This is a genomic window from Hahella sp. HN01 (assembly GCF_018986435.1).
Taxonomy (GTDB): domain Bacteria; phylum Pseudomonadota; class Gammaproteobacteria; order Pseudomonadales; family Oleiphilaceae; genus Hahella.
Map to the genome: position 1 here is coordinate 126,792 of NZ_JAHMIN010000008.1, position 20,624 is coordinate 147,415.

The following is a 20,624-nucleotide window of genomic DNA, read 5'->3' on the forward strand; positions in this document are numbered from 1 at the left end:
GGAAGCGGGCCTCACGCCTACCCTGTATCCTCTCTTTTCAAGAGACGGGTAAATCGCCCGTTACACGACATCGTAAAAAATCTAAAAAAAGCGTGGAAATTGATGAAGCACTTTCAAGATAAAGTAGTTAGATCTCTAGTGACTGGCGCAGCGCTGGCGCTGAGTAATTCCGCCCTGGCGGCAGGTTTCCAACTTGTGGAGCACAGCGCGTCAGGTATGGGCCGGGCATACGCCGGCGAAGCAGCAATCGCCGATGACGCCAGTGTACTGGCGGCCAACCCGGCGGCAATGTCGCTGATTGAAAAAACCACATTCAGCGGCGCATTGAGTTATATCGATCCTAACGTTGAGGTTGATGGTGAAAGAAGTTTCACAGGACTCCCTCTACCCTCTCGCGATGCAGGCAAAGACAGTGCGGCGCCTAGCGCTTTAGTCCCAGCAGTTTATTTCGTTCACCCGCTGAATGATCAAGTAACTGTTGGTATCGGCGCATTCTCAAACTTCGGATTGGAGACTGATTACGGCGACGGTTTTGGCGCTAGCGATATCGCCAACAAAACCAGCATCACTACCGTCAATATCAATCCCAGCATCGCTTACAAGCTGAGCGACCAATTCAGCCTGGGCTTTGGTATTAACTACGTAAAAGCCGAGGCGGAGCTTTTATCTACTGTTCCTGATGGGGTTCCTGGATTGGCTCGAGCCAAAAACGTAGACCTTTCCGGCGACGGCGATGCTTGGGGCTGGAATGCAGGCGTACTTTGGAACCTCAGCCAGAATACCCGCTTGGGCCTGGCGTATCGCTCCAAGTTGTCCATCAAACTGGAAGGTGACATTAAGTCCGACACAATCCTCGCATTTAACGACAGCGGTTCGTTAACTGTAGATTTGCCCGACATTACTGAGCTGTCTCTGTTCCAACGTATAAACGACCAGTTCGCCGTTCACGCCAGCGTCACTTACATGGGCTGGGAGAACTTCGATAACCTGGAAGTTAAACTGAACAGCGGTGTTGACAAGGTACTGAAAGAAGAAAACTGGGACGATTCCATCCGCTATGCCCTCGGCGCAACTTATGATGTCGATAGCAACCTGACTTTGAGAGCAGGTCTGGCCCTCGACGAAACGCCTGTGGCGGAAGAGAATCGCAGCCTGAGCATCCCTGATGCAGACCGTATGTGGTACAGCATCGGAGCGACCTACAGAGTTAATGCTAATCTTAGCGTAGACGCAGGTTATACCCATCTGAACGGCGACAAGGTTTACCTGTCTGAAGAGTCCACTTTAGGTGAGTTCAACGGCTCCTCCGAAGGTGACGCCAACCTGTACTCCGTACAGTTGAACTGGGTATTGTAATCCCTTCCTTCAAAGCGCCTGTCTCACAGGCGCTTTACCTCTTTCTCTCTTTTCGCTCTCTTGGACTGCAGCCTTACTTCACGTCCAATACTTCATTGGGATCAAGGAAGAACATTTTCTTCCAGCCCTGCATGGCGTCGTCCGCTCGCCATGGGTAAGGAAGCAATGTCACAGCCGAGTAGTGCAAATGCGGCGGCTTGCCTTTTGCGTTGCCGGTATCTCCCACAGATCCTACCTTCGTTCCCGTGCGCACCAGATAACCGGGATAAACTGACTGATCTTTAAGGTGAGCGAAGTAGTGTATTCGCCATTTTGGCCCCAACACCGCCACGACTTTCCCGCCCAAACCGAGTTCGCCGCGGAACACCACCACACCATAGGTGGGCGACACTACCGGCGTTCCCGCGTCAGCAAAAATATCAATCCCCTTATGCACGCCTGATTTACCCCAGGGCTCGTACCAGAAGGCATTGGGATGCCAGTCTTTACTGGTCGCTCCCTGCACCGGTATGGTCGGAGACTCCGGCGCCGCCATCCAGACAATGAATATTCCCAACAGAATTAACAGCGCGCGTTTCTTTTTCACAAGTCGTTCCCGGTTACATTTAGGCGGCTTCACTGGCGATAGCCAGGGAACCTCTGAAAAACGTTGGCGAGGCCGCCAGTGCAAGGAAAAAGTCGGCGAAAAAGCGCTGTTTATCGTAAATAAATGAGCATCTTGAGCCGACTTTTGACGCAGCAATGGCAACGCAGGTAGTTTTTCAGAGATTCCCTAGGTCGCGAAGCAGGATAGTAGCGCAGACCTTACAAAGTCCCTAGACCAGGCGCAACTGAAAGTAGAGAGCGTCAGAGTTAACGCCGCCGCAATACGGCGACGTTAAAGAGAGGAAGTTAAGATCTAAGGCCGTGAGCCAGAATCTTCGGCCTTGCCAAGAAACAAGGTGACGCCGGCGTCGCGGATCTGCAGCCCTTCAATGGTGATCAAACCATTTGGATCCGCTTTGGCCAACCCGCTCTGATAGATTTCAGAGGGGTTGTCCGGATTGGTCGCTTTATACAGATAAACGCCTTTCGGTTCCGCCTCGAAACTCTGCAGACCACGTAAGCTGACATCCGCCGTCACAATGCTGGAAGGGGCGTTCGCCCTGCCCATCTGCAGGCACTCCCGCTCCGGGTTAAAGCGAACGCACTTACGCAGGCTGCGCAGCTTCAGCGTCATGCGAAAACGCACAGGCGTATCGACAATCGTATGCGTCTCCCACGTCAAATACCCATTGAGCACGCCCACTGCGTCACCGTCCATCGGCGAACCGGAGCCAGGATTATCCGCGCCCTGTACATGGGTGAACACCGGGTAACTCTGGTTCTTGCGATAGGCGTAAATTGTGGAGAAGTCGATCATGGGGTCCCACTCGCCGCCCACGGGTGTATGGGTCTTACCGTTTTTGACGCGCTGGTCCCAAAAGAAATAGCCCAACTGCTTATTGGCTTCCATCGTCTGGTAGAACTCCGGTTTTTCATCCCAACTGACGACGTTGTCGTTCTTACCATTGATGACATACATAATCGGTAAGTCTACGCGGGCATGATCCACCAGATAATTCAGGTTCAGACGGTCGTAAATCCATAATCCATCCGGGTCGACAAATACCGTACTGGAAGGCATATCCCCCCATAAATGATCGCCGTAGCAGCGCTCGGTTTCTCCAATATCCCATTGGTCGGACTGCTCGCTGTAGGAAGCGGAGAAATTGAATTTGGGCGCACTGGCCATGACCGCCGCAAAGACGTCCGGCGACGCCACCGCCGTGAACAGAGCGCCGATACCGCCCATGGAATAGCCGCCGGCGTACACTCTGTCAGGATCAATGACTGACTTCAGTTCGCCGTCGTTCTTGACCAATAACCCCTTCAGCCAGCCAATAATATGCAGCACCCGCTGGCGACTGTAATCGCGGATAATCACTTGTCCGTTGCTATTACGAGGCAGTTCCTGCGCGCTGCAATTACGGATGCCGAGGCGATCAGGATAGCCGTACCAGAAGTCATTCACGAACTCTACCGGTCCTCTTTCACAGGAAGGTTGAGTGTCGTCTCCGCCACAGGCGTCGAGCAGGTTAGTGTTGAAGTCTTCCGGATAGTAGACAATCTCATCCTCGGCGGGATTATCAAAAGAGCCTGGCTTCACTTCAAATTCAGGGGTCTTGGTCGGGTCCGCCCGGCGCGGGTGGAAGCCGACAAACAAAGGCTGGCCGGTCTTGCTGAGATCGCCTTCAATGCCAAAGGTGAATGGAGAGCTGGGCGTGTTGGAGAAGGCTTTCTGCACGGCGGTGTCATAGTGCGCGCCCCAATGAGTAAAGTATCGTACGCCCCCTACGTTTTCCTGCAGAAAAGGCACGGTTTTCGCGACGCTTTCATTACTGACCGCGCAACCGAAGGAGACGTCCTCTACAGACTCCAGGCGCTGACCGCCGCGATTGGGAAATACGGCGTAATAAGCGGTGGCGGTATCCTGCCTGATCGTGTGCACATACAGGCCTTCGCCTTTGGTCATCGGAAAGAACGGCGTGAGGAATGGTCGTCCCGACCTTCGCTTATTCAACCCTGAAGCGAATGCGGCATCGCCGAGCAGCTCGGCGTCTCCCACTAATACAGTCTGTGAAGCTTGATCCACCTGAAAAGGCTGCGTTCCCCGATATATCTGATAGCGGACGCTGGGATCGTTGATTTCATTCCATTTGAGAAAAGTCTGGCCGTCGCCATAAGCGCAGACGAGGTCTGCGGCGAGGGCCGGGGCGGATATCATGGCGGTGATAAAAAAAGCGCCGACAACTTTCCTCAAAGCCAGACGTTCGCCTGACTTTTCCTGATCCATGTTCATAAATCATTCCCTTCTTGTTGTGATATGACATCATCGGTAAGACGCGTCGGAGATATCCAACCGTCTACAAAGGGAACGTAAACCGCAGACTGCGAACTTCTAACCTGGACCGGGTCGTCGCATCCATTACTACGTTAACAACTCATTCGTCACTGCTCAGTGGGCGGTCACAATATTACGTACGCATCCCACAGGGAGAGATTTCCTTCCTCCCCGGTCTCCGGGCCGTCGCCGTTCGCGTCCCCATCTGACCGACATCATGTTTCATTAACCAGGCAGACAAATAGCCTCCTTCTGTTTGTCTGCAACGACAGGGCCTGCACATGCTGGTCCTGTCTCCCGCGGCAAAGCGCCGCGCAGGCGCATCCATGCGCCTCACTATTAACAAGAAGCTGACTGCTGGGACTGTTCCTTCGCGCCATCCTCAACGATTGGAAGATGTCCCCAGCCTCATCGCAATTGTAACGGGGTAAAATGATAATTCCACTCTTTTCAAAAGCTTAGCAAAGATCAGACCGATATACGGAGACTCCGTATTTTTTACCCAAGCATTAACCGCAATCCCTCGCCTTTTCACTCGTCAGCGCGCCAACGCCTTGTCACCAGCCCTGTTTGGTCACCATCAGATAGAAAATACCCATAACGGCGATAAAGGCCGGCCAACCCAGCGCATACCAGATACGCATATAAGCGCGGTGGGGATAATTGAATCCTGTCCCCTCCCGCACCGCCGCTTCCGCTCCGCGGGCGACCTTTATCTGCAGCCAGACCACTGGCAGCCAACACAATCCCACCAGGACAAACAGCGCCAGACTTATCCCTATCCAGGGCGTGCTATATGGAATATTCAACCAATGCAGCATCAGAAAACCGGTCAACGGCTGGATGATCACCGCCGGAGTGGTGAACAGCCAGTCCGCCAGCACCACGTTGCGAGCCACTACGGCGATAACCCGCACATCGCCGCTACAGTCCGCCCGCCACATGTAGAACGCCGTCCCCAATCCCGTACCAAACAGCAAGGTGGAGGAAAGAATATGAATCAGTTTGACCAGGGGATACCACTCCATACGACAACGCCTCTTTCAACGCAGCTTTTCCACCACCAGAAATACACTCAGCAGGCACAGCAGCGGTAAATTCTTCAACAACCCGCCCAGAGGCTCCAGCCATACAGCCGGCGCCAGCAGACCCAGCGCCAGCGTATATCCCAACGTGCACGCCAACATCAATTGTCCCGCCAACGCCATATGACGGCGGCTCAGCAAAAACGCCCCCAGCGCGAGGTCCACTGCGCTTGTGAACCAGACCATAGGACGCCATAGGAATTCGGGTAGGCCCATCGCCTTTAATATAGGCGAGAATGTCTCGGGTTGAGCGACGAACCCCGCGACGCCGGACAGCAGCCACACCACAACCAGCGTCAACCATATGGGCTCCCGCAACAGGTACAGTCTGGCGTGCCAGCGGTCCTGCACAAAGCTGGCGGACGTTTGTAGATATCCCTTTACGGAACGCGGCGCATAGTCGAATTTTTCACAGGAACGTTCATAAGCGCCCGACTCGGCATAGTTACCTCGCTGCAACATGCCCCATACCGTATCATTTAGCGGACCGGCCCCTAGTCGACGCCCAATCCATACCGCCGCCCCCACCAATGAAAGCGGAACCGAAACTATCCGCGCATCGGGAAACTTCAACCAGCGCCTCACCAAGGTAAGATACTCTTTCAGCGTAACGATTTCCGGTCCGACGGTATACGCCACGCCACTGGCTTGCTCCAGACTCTGCGCATCGCTGGCGCCGGTCGCCGCCTGTGCAACCACGCACGCCAGATCCTCCAGCAGGATCGGCTGAATCTTCTGATCGCCATCACCAGGAACGAATAGCGCACCAGGTAAAGCCGCTAACGCCCGCAACAGAGAGGTGCCGCCATATGAGCCTCTCTCTGACAACACCACGGATGGCCGCAACACCACCGCCGTGGGCAGCGCCCGCATCAGGTAATCATCAAACTTGTGCTTGGAGGTGATAAAAGCGCCGTCCAGCTCCGTTCCCAGGGCCGAGATTTGCACAAATCGCTCTACGCCGTTCTGTATGCAGGCTTCCGCCAACGCTTTCGGCGCATCAAAGTGCACCAGCTCGAAGTCGCCCTTGCGCGTCTCCCGCAGGATGCCCGCACAGTTAATGACGGCGTCCACGCCGCGCAGCATCGGGGACCAGTCTTCCATTCGGGTCAGGTTCTGCAAATCCGCCTGGATAAAACTGACTGCTTCAGATGCGGGAATGTTCGCACGCCGCCGCGCCACCGCCACCACCTGACATCCCTGCTCCAGAAGTTTCTCCAGAACGACACTGGCGATAAACCCGCCTGCGCCAGTTAAAAGAATTTTCATGGCCGCTTTCCTCCGTCGCTGAGCCGCGTCCACAATTCATGGCTGACTTTGGCTTGCAATACGTCGACTGCGTCCGCAGTAAAACTCTTACTTTTCCCGTATTTTCCTACATAATCACGCCATTTTGCGTCATATTCGCGCCAGAACCGCTGCGCGGCCTCATCGAAGCGCCAGCCTTCGCCAATAACCAATCGATACATGGCGATAGCTTCATCACACCACCAGTTTTCGCTTAACACGCGCCACAGAACGGACTCATCCTCACACTCCGGCATAACCGGGTTTTGCGCCCTGAGCCAGTCATCGATGACGGCGTCAATGAGCTGGGATTTGTCGGGAAAATGGTTGTATACCGTGGGTTTGGATACTTTGCAGGCATTGACCACCATATCGATCGATGTGCCCTTGAAGCCCTGCTCCAGAAAAATCCCTGTCGCCGTCTCAACAATAAAATCTCGCTTCGATGCTCTTGCCATGCTCAGAATTTCACTTTATTTTAACTAAACAGTTTAGTTTAATTTGAACTGTTTCCATTATGCCTTATGGGCCCGAATAATACAGGAGAAAATCGCCATGATCCGCAGCAACAACGGTATGTTCGGCAGCTTCGGCGGCCGTTACACCCCGGAAATACTGACGCCCGCTCTGATGGAGCTGGAACGCCTATTTTTCAGTTTGCGCGACGATCCTGACTTTTGGCGAGAATATCAGACCCTGGCGCAGCAATTCAGCGGCAGGCCCACGCCTCTCACGCCCTGCGAACGCCTGTCTAAGGCGATTGGCGGCGCGCAAATCTGGTTAAAACGGGAAGACCTCAACCATTCCGGCGCCCACAAAGTGAATAACGTACTGGGCCAAGGCCTTCTGGTGCGGCGTATGGGCAAGCGCCGGGTAATCGCAGAAACCGGCGCAGGACAGCATGGGTTGGCCACGGCGATCATGGCCGCTCGCCTGGGTCTGGAGTGCCGCATTTATATGGGAGCGGACGACATTGAGCGTCAGTACGGCAATGTATTCTGGATGCGGCGCCTGGGCGCAGAAGTTATTCCGGTCGCCACCGGCGCTCGCACCTTGAAAGAAGCCATGGACGAAGCGCTGCGCGACTGGGCCGCCAGTTTCGAAGACACCCATTACGTGCTCGGCACCGCCTGCGGACCTGCGCCTTTCCCGGAGCTGGTGGCTTATTTCCAGAGTATTATCGGCAGAGAGCTACAGCAACAGGCTCTGTCCCAAATCGGTCGCAATCCTGACAGCGTCGTAGCCTGCGTCGGCGGCGGCAGTAACGCCCTTGGCGCGTTCGCGCCGTATATCGATCAAGGTGACGTCGAGTTGATAGGCGTAGAAGCTGGCGGACGCAGCCGCGAAGAAGGCCAGCACTCTATCCGGCTTCAGGAAGGAACCGGCGAAGACGGCATCGCCCAGGGCTTCAAAACACTTTTCTTACAGGACTCCGACGGACAACTTGGACACACGCACAGCGTAGCGGCGGGACTGGACTACGTCGGCGTATCGCCAATTCTGGCGGACCTCGCTCAACGCGGGCGATTAACGCCAGATTCCGCAACCGACGAGGAAGCCCTGACGGCGTTTGAGACATTACTGCGCCACGAAGGCATCATCCCTGCGCTGGAATCCTCCCATGCATTGGCGGGCGGGTTCCGCCGCGCGGCCCAGATGTCGCCCAGCGAACATGTGGTGATTAATTTGAGCGGACGCGGCGATAAAGACATTTTCAATGTGGCGCGCGCTTTCCCGCATCCGGATTGGTCCGCCTTCCTGCAACGCGAGCTGGCTCGCCAACCTGATTTCACAACGCAAGGGGAGAACGCCGCCGATGTTGCCTGAGAAAAAACCACAAGAACTGCTAGTCATGTCCCATGCGGTGGTGGGCTATCCCTCTCTTGAAGCCAACCTGCCTGCGATTGACGGATTGGTCGCCGCTGGCGTGAAAATGATCGAGCTGCAAATTCCATTCAGCGACCCGGTAGCGGACGGCCCGACACTGGCTCACGCCTGCCATGTCGCCCTCAAGAACGGCGGCGGCGTCAAACAAGCGCTGGCGCTGGCGGAGCAAGTCTCACGACGTCACCCACAGGTGAGCTTTCTATTGATGAGCTACCTCAACCCTCTCTACCGCTATGGCCTTGACCGTTTATTCATCGATGCGGCCGAAGCCGGCGTAAAAGGGTTGATTATCCCCGACCTGCCCGTAGAAGCCCTGGAGCCGCACTTGCCACTGCTGGATAAGCTTAATTTGGCGCCAATCATGATGGTGACCCCCGTGACGCCTCCCGAGCGCCTGCAACGAATCAGCGCCGCCGCCCGGGGCATGGTGTACGTCGTGGCGCGCACCGGCGTCACTGGCTCGCAAACCCGCTGGGACGCCGAGTTCGATAACTATATCGCGCGCCTCAAGCGCTACACGGACCTTCCTCTCGCCGTCGGTTTCGGCGTGCGCAGCGCAGAGGATTTGCGCCAGTTGCGAGGACGTGTGGAGGTAGCTGCGGTGTGTTCCCGCTATATAGAATGGCAAGGAAAACTAGGCAGTGACGCCGCCGCGGAGCGCATGGCGGAGCTATGTGAGGCGGCGGGCGGAATGGAGGCGACGGCGTAAGCCGTCGCGCCGATCAAGGCTTACTCGCTTTCGCCAGAAAACGGTCCAGTTGATTGGCGAACTCCATGCGGTCGCCGTGGTTGAACGCCGCGGGGCCGCCAGTGTGTTCGCCGCTGCTGCGCATGGTTTCCATGAAGTCTCGCATCATCAGGCGCTGACGAATGTTTTCCTTGCTGTAAAACTCACCCCTGGGATTCAACGCATGAGCGCCTTTGTCTATCACTTCCGCCGCCAGGGGAATGTCGGCGGTGATCACCAGCTCGCCCTGTTCGACATGCTGCACGATATGGTTATCCGCCACGTCAAATCCCGGCGCCACCTGCAAACTGCGGATATATTGCGACGGCGGCGTCTTAAGCGGCTGATTGGCCACTAGAATCAAGGGAAGCTTCACCCTTTCCGCCGCCCGAAACAGAATCTCTTTGATGACGTTCGGGCATGCATCGGCGTCTACCCATATACGCATGATTATTTCTCTTCAGTAAAACGTTAAAACACAGAGTCTAAGCGATGCCGCTCAGAAACGGAAAAGAAAGCTGCGTGCGCATAAGGACGGGGCTCGTAACGATATAAGGTAGTCGCAATTGATTATTTATTGATCTAAAATGGCCTGAGGCTATGGATTATAGAGGTACTTCATGGCGATCACGATTAACGGCCCGGCGCTACCTTCGCCGAACGACGCGCAAATTCAGCGGAGCTTCGCCCGCATCAGTTCAGGTTCGCGTATTAACAGCGCGGCTGACGACCCCGCCGGTCTGTCCATCGCCACCCGTATCAGCAGCCGTATCAGCGGTTTCTCCACCGCTATTCGCAACGCCGGCGACGGCATTTCCCTCTCTCAGACAGCTCAAGGCTCATTGGGCCAAGTTACCGACAATTTACAGCGTATCCGCCAACTCGCCCTGCAAGCCAGCAACGGCGTATACAACGACAGTGACCGCGCCGCCTTGCAGCAGGAAGCCGCACAGATTTTGGAAAGTACGCGTCAGTTGTTGAAGCAGTCCAACTTCAATGGCGTCAATCTGTTCGATTCCAGTGATGAACACCGTTTCCAGGCTGGCGCAGAAGGTGGAGAACAGATCGTTCTGGAAGGCCGTAATCTGGTGCAGGAGTTGAGCAACTTCGGTTTGGAAAGCCTGGATATCTCCAGCCAACAGGGCGCCATCAGCGCCGTATCCGTCATTGACGACAGCCTGCAAGCGACGGTTGATCGGGCGGCGCAATTCGGGGCCTTGTCGAACCGTTTCGAGGCTGGCATACGCGAACTGGAAACCGCGCATCTTAATGCGACCGAGGCGCGCAGCCGCATCGCGGATACCGATATCGCCGCTGAAAGCGCCAATCTGGCGACCCAAAAAATACTTACGCAAGCCCAGATAGCCATCCGCGCCCAAGCCAACGCGCAGGCGAGATTCGTTCTTAACCTGTTGTCCGGATAAGAATTCCCGCCTTTTCGAGGGAAGTACTATTACTGGTTTCGCCCTGGGTAATTTTCTACTAACATTTCGTTTTATCATTTGCGCACGAAAATAAAACGAACATGTCCGCTGACAAGCCTTTAAATGCGCGGCAAACCGCGATTCTCAAGCTCATCGAAAAGAACGGCGTCGCCACTATAGACGAACTGGTGGAGGCCTTCGACGTCACTCCCCAAACACTGCGACGGGATCTTAACCTGCTGGCGGATTACAACCTGATCCAACGCTTTCACGGCGGCGCCACCTCCATTACATCGACGGAGAACCTGTCCTATCAGGACCGACAAATCCGCAACCTGGAGGAAAAGGAAGCCATCGCCCGGGAAATTGCGCTGCATGTTCCTGATCACAGCAGTATGTTCATCAATATCGGCACCACCACCGAAACCATCGCCAAAGCGTTGATGAACCACAAAGGTTTGCAGGTAGTGACCAACAATCTGCACGTCGCCAGTATGATGAGCCAAAAGGAAGACTTTCGCGTGATCGTCACCTCCGGCGAGGTTCGCGCGCGAGACGGCGGCATTGTAGGTGAAGCCACCATGGACTTCGTACAACAGTTTCGCCTGGACTTCGGCATCATCGGCATCAGCGCTATTGACGAAGACGGAGCCCTGCTGGACTACGATTATCGCGAAGTGCGCGTCGCCCAGGCGATCATCCAACAGAGCCGGCATGTGTTTCTGGCGGCGGACCATTCCAAGTTCGGTCGCAGAGCCATGGTGCGTCTAGGCAGCATCACCCAGGCCAACATGTTCTTCACCGATCAGCGTCCCAGTGAAGAAATAGAAACCATGATGAAGAATCACGACGTACGCCTGCATATCTGTACGCCTTAACAGCGTCACCCGGGAACGGGCCAGGGAACGCCCGCTCGCCATTACTGCTTTGACTGCTCACAGACCTATCTTCGTTTTTTTTCTTTTCTCTCCGCATCGCGTCTATTCCGCCGCCACAGGGTAAGTAATCCACTTCCGACTATCGACCTGACGTTTTGTTTTTTCTTCCTCGAAGCAATTCGTAGTCAGTTTTTAAGGCCATCGCTAACTTGCTGAATTTAATAATTTATTTTCATTTTACTTCATCATGCGCTCTAAAAAGTGGAAAATATTTAGAAACTGTCACAAAATAATTCGTAAATTTTCCTTTTATTTTCTTTTTTCTTTCGTTTAAACTTTAGTCAATTTTTAACCGCATGGAAAGGTTCCGAATAATGAGTGAGAAAATTTACGATCTTCTCGTAATCGGCGGAGGCATCAATGGCGTCGGCGTCGCCGTAGACGCCCAGGGCCGCGGATTGCAAACCGCCTTGGTGGAAATGCGCGATCTCGCATGGGCCACCTCTTCCGCAAGCAGCAAATTGATTCATGGCGGCCTGCGCTACCTGGAACATTACGAGTTCCGCTTGGTGAAAGAAGCGCTGAACGAGCGCGAAACGGTCTACCGCAAGGCGCCCCATATCGTAAAACCCATGCGGTTCCGCCTGCCTCATCGCCCTCACCTGCGTCCCGCCTGGATGATTCGCATCGGACTTTTCCTGTATGACATGCTGGGCAAACGCGACATTCTTCCAGGCAGCAAATTCATTCGTTTCAATCAGCCTGCCGCAGCGTTGAAACCAGAGATCACCAAAGGCTTCGAATACTCAGACTGCTGGGTGGATGACGCGCGTCTGGTGGTGCTGAACGCAATGCAATTCCGTTCACTGGGCGGAGATGTTTTCGTACAGACCAAATGCGTGGGCGTATCCCAGGAAAAAGGCCTGTGGCATGTACAATTGCGCAATGAAGTCACCGGCGAAGAACACACCATGAAAGCCAAAGGACTGGTAAACGCCGCCGGCCCCTGGGTTAAAACGCTGCTGACGAAAGAAATGCACCGCAGTAGCCCGCGTGGCATTCGCCTGATCAAAGGCAGCCACATGGTGGTTCCAAAACTACATAACGAAGATGAAGCCTTTATTCTGCAAAACGAAGATGGGCGCATTGTGTTCGTGATTCCTTATCTGGATGAGTTCTCCATCGTCGGCACCACGGATGTGGAGCACAAAGACGCGCCGGAAACCGTCGCCATTTCCAATGAAGAAATAGATTACCTTTGCGACATAGTGAACGCTCACTTCAAGAAGCAGATTTCACCGGCTGACGTAGTGTGGACCTATGCTGGCGTACGCCCTCTGTGCGACGATGAATCCGACTCCGCCCAGGCGATCACCCGCGATTACACCGTCGAGCTGGAGACTGAAGGCGAACTACCGCTGCTCTCCATTTTTGGCGGCAAGCTGACCACGTATCGCAAACTGGCGGAGTCAGCTCTGAAAACTCTCAAGCCGTTCTACCCACAAATGGGCGCGCCATGGACTGCTGACAGCGTATTGCCAGGCGGCGACCTGCCCGGCACAGTCGCCAACTACAGCCAGGGGCTGCAGAATCGCTATCCGTTCCTGACCGCACGCACCGCAAAACGCTTCGCCACGACTTATGGCAGCCGCTGCGAGATGTTCTTGAAAGACGCGCAATCAGAAGCCGATATGGGTCAGAAGTTCGGAGAAGGCTTTTTCCAAAAAGAGGTGGACTATCTGCTAGAGTATGAGTTTGCGATGAACGCTGACGATATCCTGTGGCGCCGCACGAAGATGGGTCTGTTCCTGAATGAAGATCAACAGGCCGCCCTGGCGGAATACCTCGCGGGTAAGCGCCCCCGGGCCGCTGAGCCTTACCAGCCCATGCAAGCGAGCGCATGAGCGGGAGGACAAAACAGAGCGGATAAACGGAACTGACGGAAAGTAACGCAAGCGACCGAAAGGGTATTGAACAATAATAAGCAGACCGCGGCGGCCGGGTGTTAATTTCCAGACTGGCTTGCGTCGCCGTGGCCAAACATGAGAACGACGACTGTGAGCAAGTACATATTAGCAATCGATCAAGGCACGACCAGCAGCCGCGCCATTCTGTTTACCCGTGAAGGCCTGCCCGCATACAGCGTGCAACAAGAATTCGCCCAGCATTTTCCGAATGACGGTTGGGTGGAGCACAACCCGCATGATTTGTGGGATACCGTCAAGCGCGTTTGCAGCGCCGTTATGAAAGAGGCCGGGATCTCCGGCCGCGACATCACCTGCATCGGCATCACTAACCAACGGGAAACCACTGTGGTGTGGGATCGTCACACCGGCGAACCCATTTATAACGCTATCGTATGGCAAGACCGCCGCACCTCCGCTTTCTGCGCCGAGTTGTATGAAAACGGTCGCGAGTCCATGGTCCGCGAGAAAACCGGACTGTTGCTCGATCCTTATTTTTCCGGCACCAAGATCCGCTGGATTCTCGACAATGTGGAAGGCGCACGGGAAAAAGCGGAACGCGGCGACCTCCTGTTCGGCACCGTCGATACCTTTCTTATCTGGAAGATGACCGGCGGCTCTGTGCACGCCACTGACGCCACCAATGCTTCCCGCACGCTTCTTTTCAATATCCACAGCCAGCAATGGGATGATGAGCTGCTCGATATGCTCAATGTGCCCAGCAATATGCTGCCGGTGGTGAAAGACAGCTCCGACGATTTCGGTATGACGGAGCATCAGTTTCTGGGGTCGGAAGTCCCCATCACTGGCGTCGCCGGCGATCAACAGGCGGCTTTGTTTGGCCAGGCCTGCTTCGCGCCAGGAATGTGCAAGAGCACCTACGGCACCGGTTGTTTCATGATCATGAACACCGGCGATGCGCCACTGGAATCCAACAATAAGCTGCTCACCACTGTTGGTTACCGGCTTAATGGAAAACCCACTTACGCCATTGAAGGCAGTATCTTTATGGCCGGCGCCACCATGCAATGGCTGCGCGATGGCATCAGTCTGTTAAAAAGCGCCGGTGAAAGTATAGGGCATGCGGAACAAGTCGGACCGGACCATTCCGTATATCTGGTTCCCGCTTTTACCGGCCTGGGCGCGCCCTATTGGGAGCCCAACGCTCGCGGCGCCATCGTCGGTCTGACCCGGGACACCGGCATCGCCGAGATTGTCACGGCGGGCCTGCAGTCTGTGGCTTATCAGACTCGCGACCTGCTTGAAGCGATGAAGTCGGATGGCGTGGAAAATTTGGCGGCATTACGCGTGGACGGCGGCATGGTGGTGAACGACTGGGCCATGCAATTCCTCGCGGATATTCTGGACGTGCGCGTGGATCGTCCCTTTGTCACTGAGACAACCGCTTTGGGCGCAGCGTTTCTGGCAGGTCTGAAAGCTGGCGTTTACTCGTCACTGGAAGAGGTGCAGGAACTTTGGCAATGCGAAAAGACATTCCCGCCAAGCATGGAAGAAGCCGTTGCCGACCGCCTTTACAAAGGCTGGCTCAACTCCGTGGAAGGCGTGCGCAATATGGCCAAGGCCGCCCACAAGAAATAATTCCTTCAACAGGGTCTGCTGACGTTTCCGCCAGCAGACCCTCGTCATCCGCTGGACGCAAGCCTAGCGGATATATTTATACACAGTGTTGCGACTGACGCCCGCCGCCTTGGCGGTCTGGCTTACATTGCCACCGTATTCTCTGTATAACCTCACGATCTTCGCTTCCAATTCTTCTTTCGGATTGCGTATCGCCGGTCCATCACCGAAACCATCGACGTCTTCGTTCAGGCTATCTCCGTCCGGCTCCGCCAGACCAAGGCCATTGAGGTCGTCATAAAAATCATCAGGAATGTGCCAGTCTTCGATCGGGTCGCCATCCGCCATGGCCAGCGCCACGCTTAGAATGCTTATCAACTGGCGCACATTGCCCGGCCAGGGGTGGTCCGTCAGCATGGCGAGCACGTCAGCGCTCAATGGATGATAGGTTTCCCCGGCGCTGCGAGTCAGTCTGCCATGCACATATTCGATCAGTCTGGCTTTATCCGCACGCTCCCGTAATGGCGGCAACTCCAGATTGAGGCCGGAAATACGGTAATACAGGTCTTCTCTAAATGCGCCCCGTTTGACTTCCTCTTTCAACACCCGGTTAGTGGCGGAGATCAATTTGATATCCACAGGGAAGGTTTCCGTGGAACCCAATGGCGTTACGCAGCGCTCCTGAAGCACCCGCAACAGACGGGCTTGCACTTTGAGGGGCATTTCGCCGATCTCATCCAAAAATAATGTGCCCCGGTGCGCCTTGCGGATCAGTCCGATGGAGCCTTTGTTGCTGGCGCCGGTAAACGCGCCTTTTTCATATCCGAATAATTCAGACTCCACCAGTTCCGCTGGAATGGCCGCGCAGTTCACCGCCACCAGCGGAAACGCTTTGCGGGAGCTGTGGTAATGCAGTGAACGTACGAAAATTTCTTTGCCGCTACCGGTCTCGCCATGGATCAGAATGGGAATGTCTTTTTCCATGATGCGGTTGGCCTGTTTCGCCATCCGCGCCACCCGTTCATCGCCATGCTCCAGTTCGTGAAAGGGAATGACGTCGTCCGGCAGTTCTTCCTCCACTATTACCGGCGCAGGCTTTTCCTTTTTACGATAATCCGGAGCGATAATCGCCGCCTGAGGAGGACGTTTAATCATCAGGTGCATGCGGTATTTGCCCAACGCGGAGACCTCCATCGGCATTCCCTCTGGATGATGCCGCAGTTCCCTCAGCTTGCAATTGAAGATGTCTTCGATGTTCGCCAAAGCCAGATCATGGGCCAGCATCACTTCCGCGCGACGGTTGGCGGAAATGATGCGCCCTTCCTCATCAATCACAACCAAACCTGACCACGGGCTTTCCAACGCAGCGATATTCGTGTTGAAGGTGATCAACAGGTGTTCACGCTGGAAGGCGTTGTGAATCAACCGGTTCTCCACACTCAGGGTCATCAGCTTGACCATTCCCAGGGTATGATCCTGGGGCAGATAAGCGTCGGAGGAAATGTCCAGCACGCCCACCATCTCTTTCTGCGTATTGAATATCGGCGCCGCGGAGCCGACCATGAAACGATTGGCGCGCAGGAAATGTTCATCCCTGCCCACCTGCACCGCTGCGCCCGTGGCGATTGCAGTGCCAATGGCGTTAGTGCCCGCCCCCACCTCCGTCCAGCGGTTGCCCACTACCAGGCCATGCGCGCATTCCAACGGCGTAAAGCGCTGTTCGCCCCAGGTGTTCAGCACATGCCCGCGCCGATCCGCCAATACGATCAGGCAGTTGGAGTTGGACAAAATATGGTCGTAATAAGGCAACACCTCTTTCTGCGTGGTGTTCACCAATAACTGATGCTCTTCCAACAGCGCTGACACGTCGCCTCTTCTCAAAGCGCCGTATTGCGGCACGCTGTTATGAGTCAGCCCGTATTCTTTACAGCGACGCCAGGAATCCTCGATCAACTCCCTATGAGTTCGCGCCGTCCCCTCAGCGGCGAAGACTGATGCGTTTTTATTTTCATCTGAGTCCATAGGACCCTCGTCTTTCTGAATGGTGAGCTCGCATGAGTGTTCAATTCGGTGTTCAGGACAGTGTTCAACTGTTCACAAAACAGTCAACCTGTTCAATCATTGTTGTTAAGTGTGAACAGTTGTCAACACTTTTCGAAATGGAAAATTGTTGTCCAAGCGTTACCTTTCTTTCTCAGCGGCAGCGTTCGCCTCTGCAAATCATTGTTATACCTATCTAATTTGTTCAAGCGGTGACAAACGACGGATTTGCAAAAAAGTTGGCCCGATGTTTGTATATATACCTACTCGAAAAAAACAAATTGTTCAAAAGAACATTTACGAACATATTCAAACAAGAACAAAGGTGGGATTAGCAAGATGTCCCTTGAGCTTAGAAATGTCAGTCGTATTGTTGACGGCGAGACTTGGATTAACGATGTGAACCTCACATTGAAACCCGGCTCCTTCAACGTACTCCTAGGCCGCACCCTCGCCGGTAAAACCACCCTCATGCGTTTGATGGCGGGGTTGGATAAACCCAGCAGCGGCAAAATCTTCATGAACGGCGTAGACGTTACCGGAGTGCCGGTAAAAGACCGCAATATCTCCATGGTCTACCAGCAGTTCATCAACTACCCCAACCTGACCGTCTACGAAAACATCGCGTCTCCTTTGCGCCTCGCCAATATGAGCGAAGCCAAGATCAAGGAGCGGGTGCGTGAGACGGCGTCGATGCTGCACATTGAACCCTACCTGGACCGGCTGCCTCTGGCGCTTTCCGGCGGTCAGCAGCAGCGCACGGCGATGGCCCGCGCCCTGGTCAAGGACGCCAACATGGTTCTGTTTGACGAGCCGCTGGTGAACCTGGACTACAAGCTGCGCGAAGAGCTGCGCCAGGAATTACGGGAGCTGTTCAAAGAACGCAACACCATCGCTGTCTACGCCACCACTGAGCCCAACGAAGCCCTGGCTCTGGGCGGCACGACGACAGTTATTCATGAAGGGCGTGTTCTCCAACACGGTCCGACCGCAGAAGTTTACCACCGTCCGCAGGATATTCTCACTGCGGAAATGTTCAGCGAGCCGCCTATCAATGTAGTTGAAGGCCTGGTGACCGACGAAGAAGTCACCTTCGACGAAACTGTTCATTTCCCGCTGAATCAGGATTTGCGCACCCTGAAGCCAGGGCGCTACAAGTTCGGCGTCAGAGCCTCCCATATCGGGCTGGTGCCGCAGAACGACGATGACCTGGAGCTATCCGTCAATGTCGATCTGGCTGAAATCAGTGGTTCTGAAACCTTCCTGCACGTTCGCAACGATCATATGAGCCTGGTGATGCACCTGTCCGGCGTACACGCTTACGACGTGGATGAGAGCATCAATATCTATTTCCCCACTCATAAATTGTATGCGTTCGATATGAGCGGACATCTGGTGCAAGCGCCGGTAAGACGCGTTGGAGTTTAAGCCATGGCAGAAATCAGACTATCTCAGTTGGCGCACTCCTATGCGCCCGTCCCCCAAAGCGACGACGACTACGCCATCCGCAAGATGGACCACGTCTGGGAGCAAGGGGGCGCTTTCGCGCTGCTAGGCCCTTCCGGCTGCGGCAAGAGCACCCTGTTGAACATTATTTCCGGACTGCTGGCGCCTTCCGATGGCGACGTGCTGTTCGACGGTAAACGCGTTAATACGTTGCCGCCGGAAGCCCGTAACATCGCCCAGGTTTTCCAGTTCCCGGTGATTTACGACACCATGACCGTGTTCGATAACCTGGCGTTTCCCCTGCGTAACGTGAAAACGCCGGAACACAAGGTCAAAAGCAAAGTTCATGAGATCGCGTCCATTCTGGATCTGACTCCATTGCTGGATAAGAAAGCCAAGGGCCTGACCGCGGACGAGAAGCAGAAAGTCTCCATGGGACGCGGCCTGGTGCGGGATGATGTATCCGCCATTCTGTTCGACGAGCCCCTGACGGTAATTGACCCGCACTTGAAGTGGAAACTGCGCCGCAAGCTGAAGCAGATCCACGAGCAGTTCAACATCACCATGGTGTACGTCACCCACGACCAGTTGGAAGCCTCCACTTTCGCCGACAAAATCGCGGTGATGTATGAAGGCCAGATCGTGCAGTTCGGCACGCCCCGCGACCTGTTTGAAGCGCCGAATCACACCTTTGTCGGCTTTTTTATCGGCAGCCCGGGCATGAACCTGGTCAGCGTGGAGCTGACGGAGAATGGCGTCACCTTCGGCGGCGTCGAACTGCCCATGCGGCCAAAGGTGATGGAGCGTCTGAAACAGATCCGCAGCAACAACATCAAAATCGGCATCCGCCCCGAATTCGTCCATGTCTGGGATGAAGCCAACGACGAAGCCATGCAGGTTAACGTCAGGTTTGTGGAAGATCTGGGCACCTACAAAATCATGACCTTCTACCTCGGCGGCGTGGAAATGAAAGCGCGCCTGCAGGAAGACCAGAAAGTGCCGCAAGGCGTCGCTTTCATCAGCTTCCCGGATCAATGGCTCAAGGTCTATGTGGATGAATTCCTGCTGGAGGGCGACCAATGAACAAGGTAGAAAACAATAAGGCCTGGTTTCTGGTATTACCGGTATTCCTGATTGTAGCTTTCTCCGCCATCATTCCGTTGATGACGGTGGTCAACTATTCCGTGCAAGACATTTTTGACCAGAACACCGCTTACTTCGTCGGCGTTGAGTGGTTCAAGCAAATGCTGAACGACGCCCGTTTGCATGACGCCTTGGTGCGTCAATTCCTGTTTTCCTTCGCCGTACTGCTGATTGAGATTCCTTTGGGCGTCGGCGTGGCGCTGCTGATGCCGACCAAAGGCAAGGCCGCTTCCCTGAGCCTGATTCTCATCGCCCTGCCCCTGCTGATTCCCTGGAACGTGGTCGGCACCATCTGGCAGATTTTCGGTCGCGCCGACATCGGCCTCTTTGGCTGGGGCATCAACGCCATGGGCATTGACTATAACTACGCTGGCGACCCGGTGGACGCATGGCTGACCGTATTGTTGATGGACGTCTGGCACTGGACTCCGCTGGTGGCGCTGTTGTGCTACTCCGGTCTGCGCGCCATTCCTGAAGTGTATTACCAGGCTGCGCGCATCGACCGCGCCTCACGCTGGGCGGTGTTCCGCTTCATCCAGCTGCCGAAGCTCACCAACGTACTGATCATCGGCGTGCTGTTGCGGTTCATGGACTCTTTCATGATCTACACCGAGCCGTTCGTATTGACCGGCGGCGGTCCCGGCAACTCCACCACCTTCCTGAGTCAGTCGTTGACCAAGATGGCGGTTGGACAGTTTGACCTGGGTCCCGCGGCAGCGTTCTCCCTGATCTACTTCCTCATCATCCTGCTGGTTTGCTGGTTGTTCTACACCACCATCATGCACATCAGCCGCGACGGCCGCTAATGAGGAGTAGGTAATGAGTCAACAAAACGTAAATCTGGCGGCCAACGTGGCCGCCGAAACAGGCGCCAGGGACTCCGCCA

17 protein-coding genes are annotated in these 20,624 nt (G+C 55.0%); 10 read left to right on the forward strand and 7 right to left on the reverse strand.

Annotated elements, in window-relative coordinates:
* The first annotated feature begins 102 nt into the window (after window positions 1-102).
* Complete coding sequence (locus KP814_RS10025; protein ID WP_216736648.1) at window positions 103-1,356, forward strand: OmpP1/FadL family transporter; 1,254 nt, start codon at window positions 103-105, stop codon at window positions 1,354-1,356.
* 73 nt (window positions 1,357-1,429) lie between these two features.
* Here KP814_RS10025 and KP814_RS10030 read toward each other — a convergent pair whose 3' ends face one another.
* The 5 genes from KP814_RS10030 to KP814_RS10050 all read right to left on the reverse strand — a co-directional run bounded on the left by KP814_RS10030 (window position 1,430) and on the right by KP814_RS10050 (window position 7,109).
* A complete protein-coding gene (locus KP814_RS10030) occupies window positions 1,430-1,942 on the reverse strand; it encodes a M23 family metallopeptidase (RefSeq protein ID WP_216736649.1) in 513 nt (170 codons plus the stop codon).
* 312 nt (window positions 1,943-2,254) lie between these two features.
* A complete protein-coding gene (locus KP814_RS10035; protein ID WP_216736650.1) occupies window positions 2,255-4,237 on the reverse strand; it encodes a S9 family peptidase in 1,983 nt (660 codons plus the stop codon).
* Window positions 4,238-4,836: 599 nt separating this feature from the next.
* Window positions 4,837-5,307, reverse strand: a complete 471-nt coding sequence (locus KP814_RS10040; protein WP_216736651.1) for a DUF2269 domain-containing protein — start codon at window positions 5,305-5,307, stop codon at window positions 4,837-4,839.
* Between the two features lie 15 nt (window positions 5,308-5,322).
* On the reverse strand, window positions 5,323-6,633 hold the full coding sequence (locus tag KP814_RS10045) for an NAD(P)H-binding protein (protein WP_216736652.1): 1,311 nt from the start codon (window positions 6,631-6,633) through the stop codon (window positions 5,323-5,325).
* Window positions 6,630-7,109, reverse strand: a complete 480-nt coding sequence (locus tag KP814_RS10050) for a TetR/AcrR family transcriptional regulator (protein WP_216736653.1) — start codon at window positions 7,107-7,109, stop codon at window positions 6,630-6,632. Before KP814_RS10050 ends, KP814_RS10045 begins: the two co-directional genes overlap by 4 nt.
* 97 nt (window positions 7,110-7,206) lie before the next feature.
* Here KP814_RS10050 and trpB point away from each other — a divergent pair, with 97 nt between their 5' ends.
* Window positions 7,207-8,478 carry a tryptophan synthase subunit beta gene (trpB, locus tag KP814_RS10055; protein ID WP_216736654.1) on the forward strand — a complete coding sequence of 424 codons (1,272 nt, stop codon included), beginning with the start codon at window positions 7,207-7,209 and terminating at the stop codon, window positions 8,476-8,478.
* Window positions 8,468-9,247, forward strand: coding sequence for a tryptophan synthase subunit alpha (gene trpA / locus KP814_RS10060; RefSeq protein WP_216736655.1), 780 nt, complete (start codon window positions 8,468-8,470; stop codon window positions 9,245-9,247). The genes trpB and trpA overlap by 11 nt, the downstream gene beginning before the upstream one ends.
* Window positions 9,248-9,260: 13 nt before the next feature.
* On the opposite strand, the gene KP814_RS10065 is transcribed toward trpA, so the two are convergent.
* Window positions 9,261-9,713 carry a YaiI/YqxD family protein gene (locus KP814_RS10065; RefSeq protein ID WP_216736656.1) on the reverse strand — a complete coding sequence of 151 codons (453 nt, stop codon included), beginning with the start codon at window positions 9,711-9,713 and terminating at the stop codon, window positions 9,261-9,263.
* A 172-nt stretch (window positions 9,714-9,885) separates the two neighbouring features.
* Between KP814_RS10065 and KP814_RS10070 the strand changes: the two genes are divergently transcribed.
* From KP814_RS10070 to glpK, 4 genes are all read left to right on the forward strand, one after another.
* Window positions 9,886-10,689: a flagellin gene (locus KP814_RS10070; RefSeq protein ID WP_216736657.1), complete on the forward strand. Its 804-nt coding sequence runs from the start codon at window positions 9,886-9,888 to the stop codon at window positions 10,687-10,689.
* A 101-nt stretch (window positions 10,690-10,790) separates the two neighbouring features.
* Window positions 10,791-11,567 (forward strand): DeoR/GlpR family transcriptional regulator, encoded by a 777-nt coding sequence (locus tag KP814_RS10075; protein ID WP_216736658.1) that lies wholly within the window; start codon window positions 10,791-10,793, stop codon window positions 11,565-11,567.
* A gap of 374 nt (window positions 11,568-11,941) precedes the next feature.
* Window positions 11,942-13,471 (forward strand): glycerol-3-phosphate dehydrogenase, encoded by a 1,530-nt coding sequence (glpD, locus tag KP814_RS10080; protein ID WP_216736659.1) that lies wholly within the window; start codon window positions 11,942-11,944, stop codon window positions 13,469-13,471.
* A 153-nt stretch (window positions 13,472-13,624) separates the two neighbouring features.
* Complete coding sequence (glpK, locus tag KP814_RS10085) at window positions 13,625-15,130, forward strand: glycerol kinase GlpK (RefSeq protein WP_216736660.1); 1,506 nt, start codon at window positions 13,625-13,627, stop codon at window positions 15,128-15,130.
* A gap of 63 nt (window positions 15,131-15,193) precedes the next feature.
* On the opposite strand, the gene KP814_RS10090 is transcribed toward glpK, so the two are convergent.
* The gene (locus KP814_RS10090) at window positions 15,194-17,131 is read right to left on the reverse strand and encodes a sigma-54-dependent Fis family transcriptional regulator (protein ID WP_216736661.1); all 1,938 of its coding nucleotides are present in this window, start codon (window positions 17,129-17,131) and stop codon (window positions 15,194-15,196) included.
* A 357-nt stretch (window positions 17,132-17,488) separates the two neighbouring features.
* Between KP814_RS10090 and KP814_RS10095 the strand changes: the two genes are divergently transcribed.
* From KP814_RS10095 to KP814_RS10105, 3 genes are read left to right on the forward strand one after another with little or no spacing between them, the layout of a single operon-like run.
* Entirely contained in the window at window positions 17,489-18,577 is a 1,089-nt protein-coding gene (locus KP814_RS10095; protein WP_127974286.1) for an ABC transporter ATP-binding protein, read from the forward strand.
* A gap of 3 nt (window positions 18,578-18,580) precedes the next feature.
* Window positions 18,581-19,678, forward strand: coding sequence for an ABC transporter ATP-binding protein (locus tag KP814_RS10100; protein WP_216736662.1), 1,098 nt, complete (start codon window positions 18,581-18,583; stop codon window positions 19,676-19,678).
* Window positions 19,675-20,544 carry a carbohydrate ABC transporter permease gene (locus KP814_RS10105; protein WP_216736663.1) on the forward strand — a complete coding sequence of 290 codons (870 nt, stop codon included), beginning with the start codon at window positions 19,675-19,677 and terminating at the stop codon, window positions 20,542-20,544. Before KP814_RS10100 ends, KP814_RS10105 begins: the two co-directional genes overlap by 4 nt.
* Window positions 20,545-20,624 lie beyond the last annotated feature (80 nt).

Coding starts and splice junctions, on each gene's coding strand:
- KP814_RS10025 (WP_216736648.1), top strand. CDS start 103: ATGAAGCACTTTCAAGATAAAGTAGTTAGATCTCTAGTGACTGGCGCA.
- KP814_RS10035 (WP_216736650.1), bottom strand. CDS start 4,237: ATGAACATGGATCAGGAAAAGTCAGGCGAACGTCTGGCTTTGAGGAAA.
- KP814_RS10040 (WP_216736651.1), bottom strand. CDS start 5,307: ATGGAGTGGTATCCCCTGGTCAAACTGATTCATATTCTTTCCTCCACC.
- KP814_RS10045 (WP_216736652.1), bottom strand. CDS start 6,633: ATGAAAATTCTTTTAACTGGCGCAGGCGGGTTTATCGCCAGTGTCGTT.
- KP814_RS10050 (WP_216736653.1), bottom strand. CDS start 7,109: ATGGCAAGAGCATCGAAGCGAGATTTTATTGTTGAGACGGCGACAGGG.
- trpB (WP_216736654.1), top strand. CDS start 7,207: ATGATCCGCAGCAACAACGGTATGTTCGGCAGCTTCGGCGGCCGTTAC.
- trpA (WP_216736655.1), top strand. CDS start 8,468: ATGTTGCCTGAGAAAAAACCACAAGAACTGCTAGTCATGTCCCATGCG.
- KP814_RS10065 (WP_216736656.1), bottom strand. CDS start 9,713: ATGCGTATATGGGTAGACGCCGATGCATGCCCGAACGTCATCAAAGAG.
- KP814_RS10070 (WP_216736657.1), top strand. CDS start 9,886: ATGGCGATCACGATTAACGGCCCGGCGCTACCTTCGCCGAACGACGCG.
- KP814_RS10075 (WP_216736658.1), top strand. CDS start 10,791: ATGTCCGCTGACAAGCCTTTAAATGCGCGGCAAACCGCGATTCTCAAG.
- glpD (WP_216736659.1), top strand. CDS start 11,942: ATGAGTGAGAAAATTTACGATCTTCTCGTAATCGGCGGAGGCATCAAT.
- KP814_RS10090 (WP_216736661.1), bottom strand. CDS start 17,131: ATGGACTCAGATGAAAATAAAAACGCATCAGTCTTCGCCGCTGAGGGG.
- KP814_RS10095 (WP_127974286.1), top strand. CDS start 17,489: ATGTCCCTTGAGCTTAGAAATGTCAGTCGTATTGTTGACGGCGAGACT.
- KP814_RS10100 (WP_216736662.1), top strand. CDS start 18,581: ATGGCAGAAATCAGACTATCTCAGTTGGCGCACTCCTATGCGCCCGTC.
- KP814_RS10105 (WP_216736663.1), top strand. CDS start 19,675: ATGAACAAGGTAGAAAACAATAAGGCCTGGTTTCTGGTATTACCGGTA.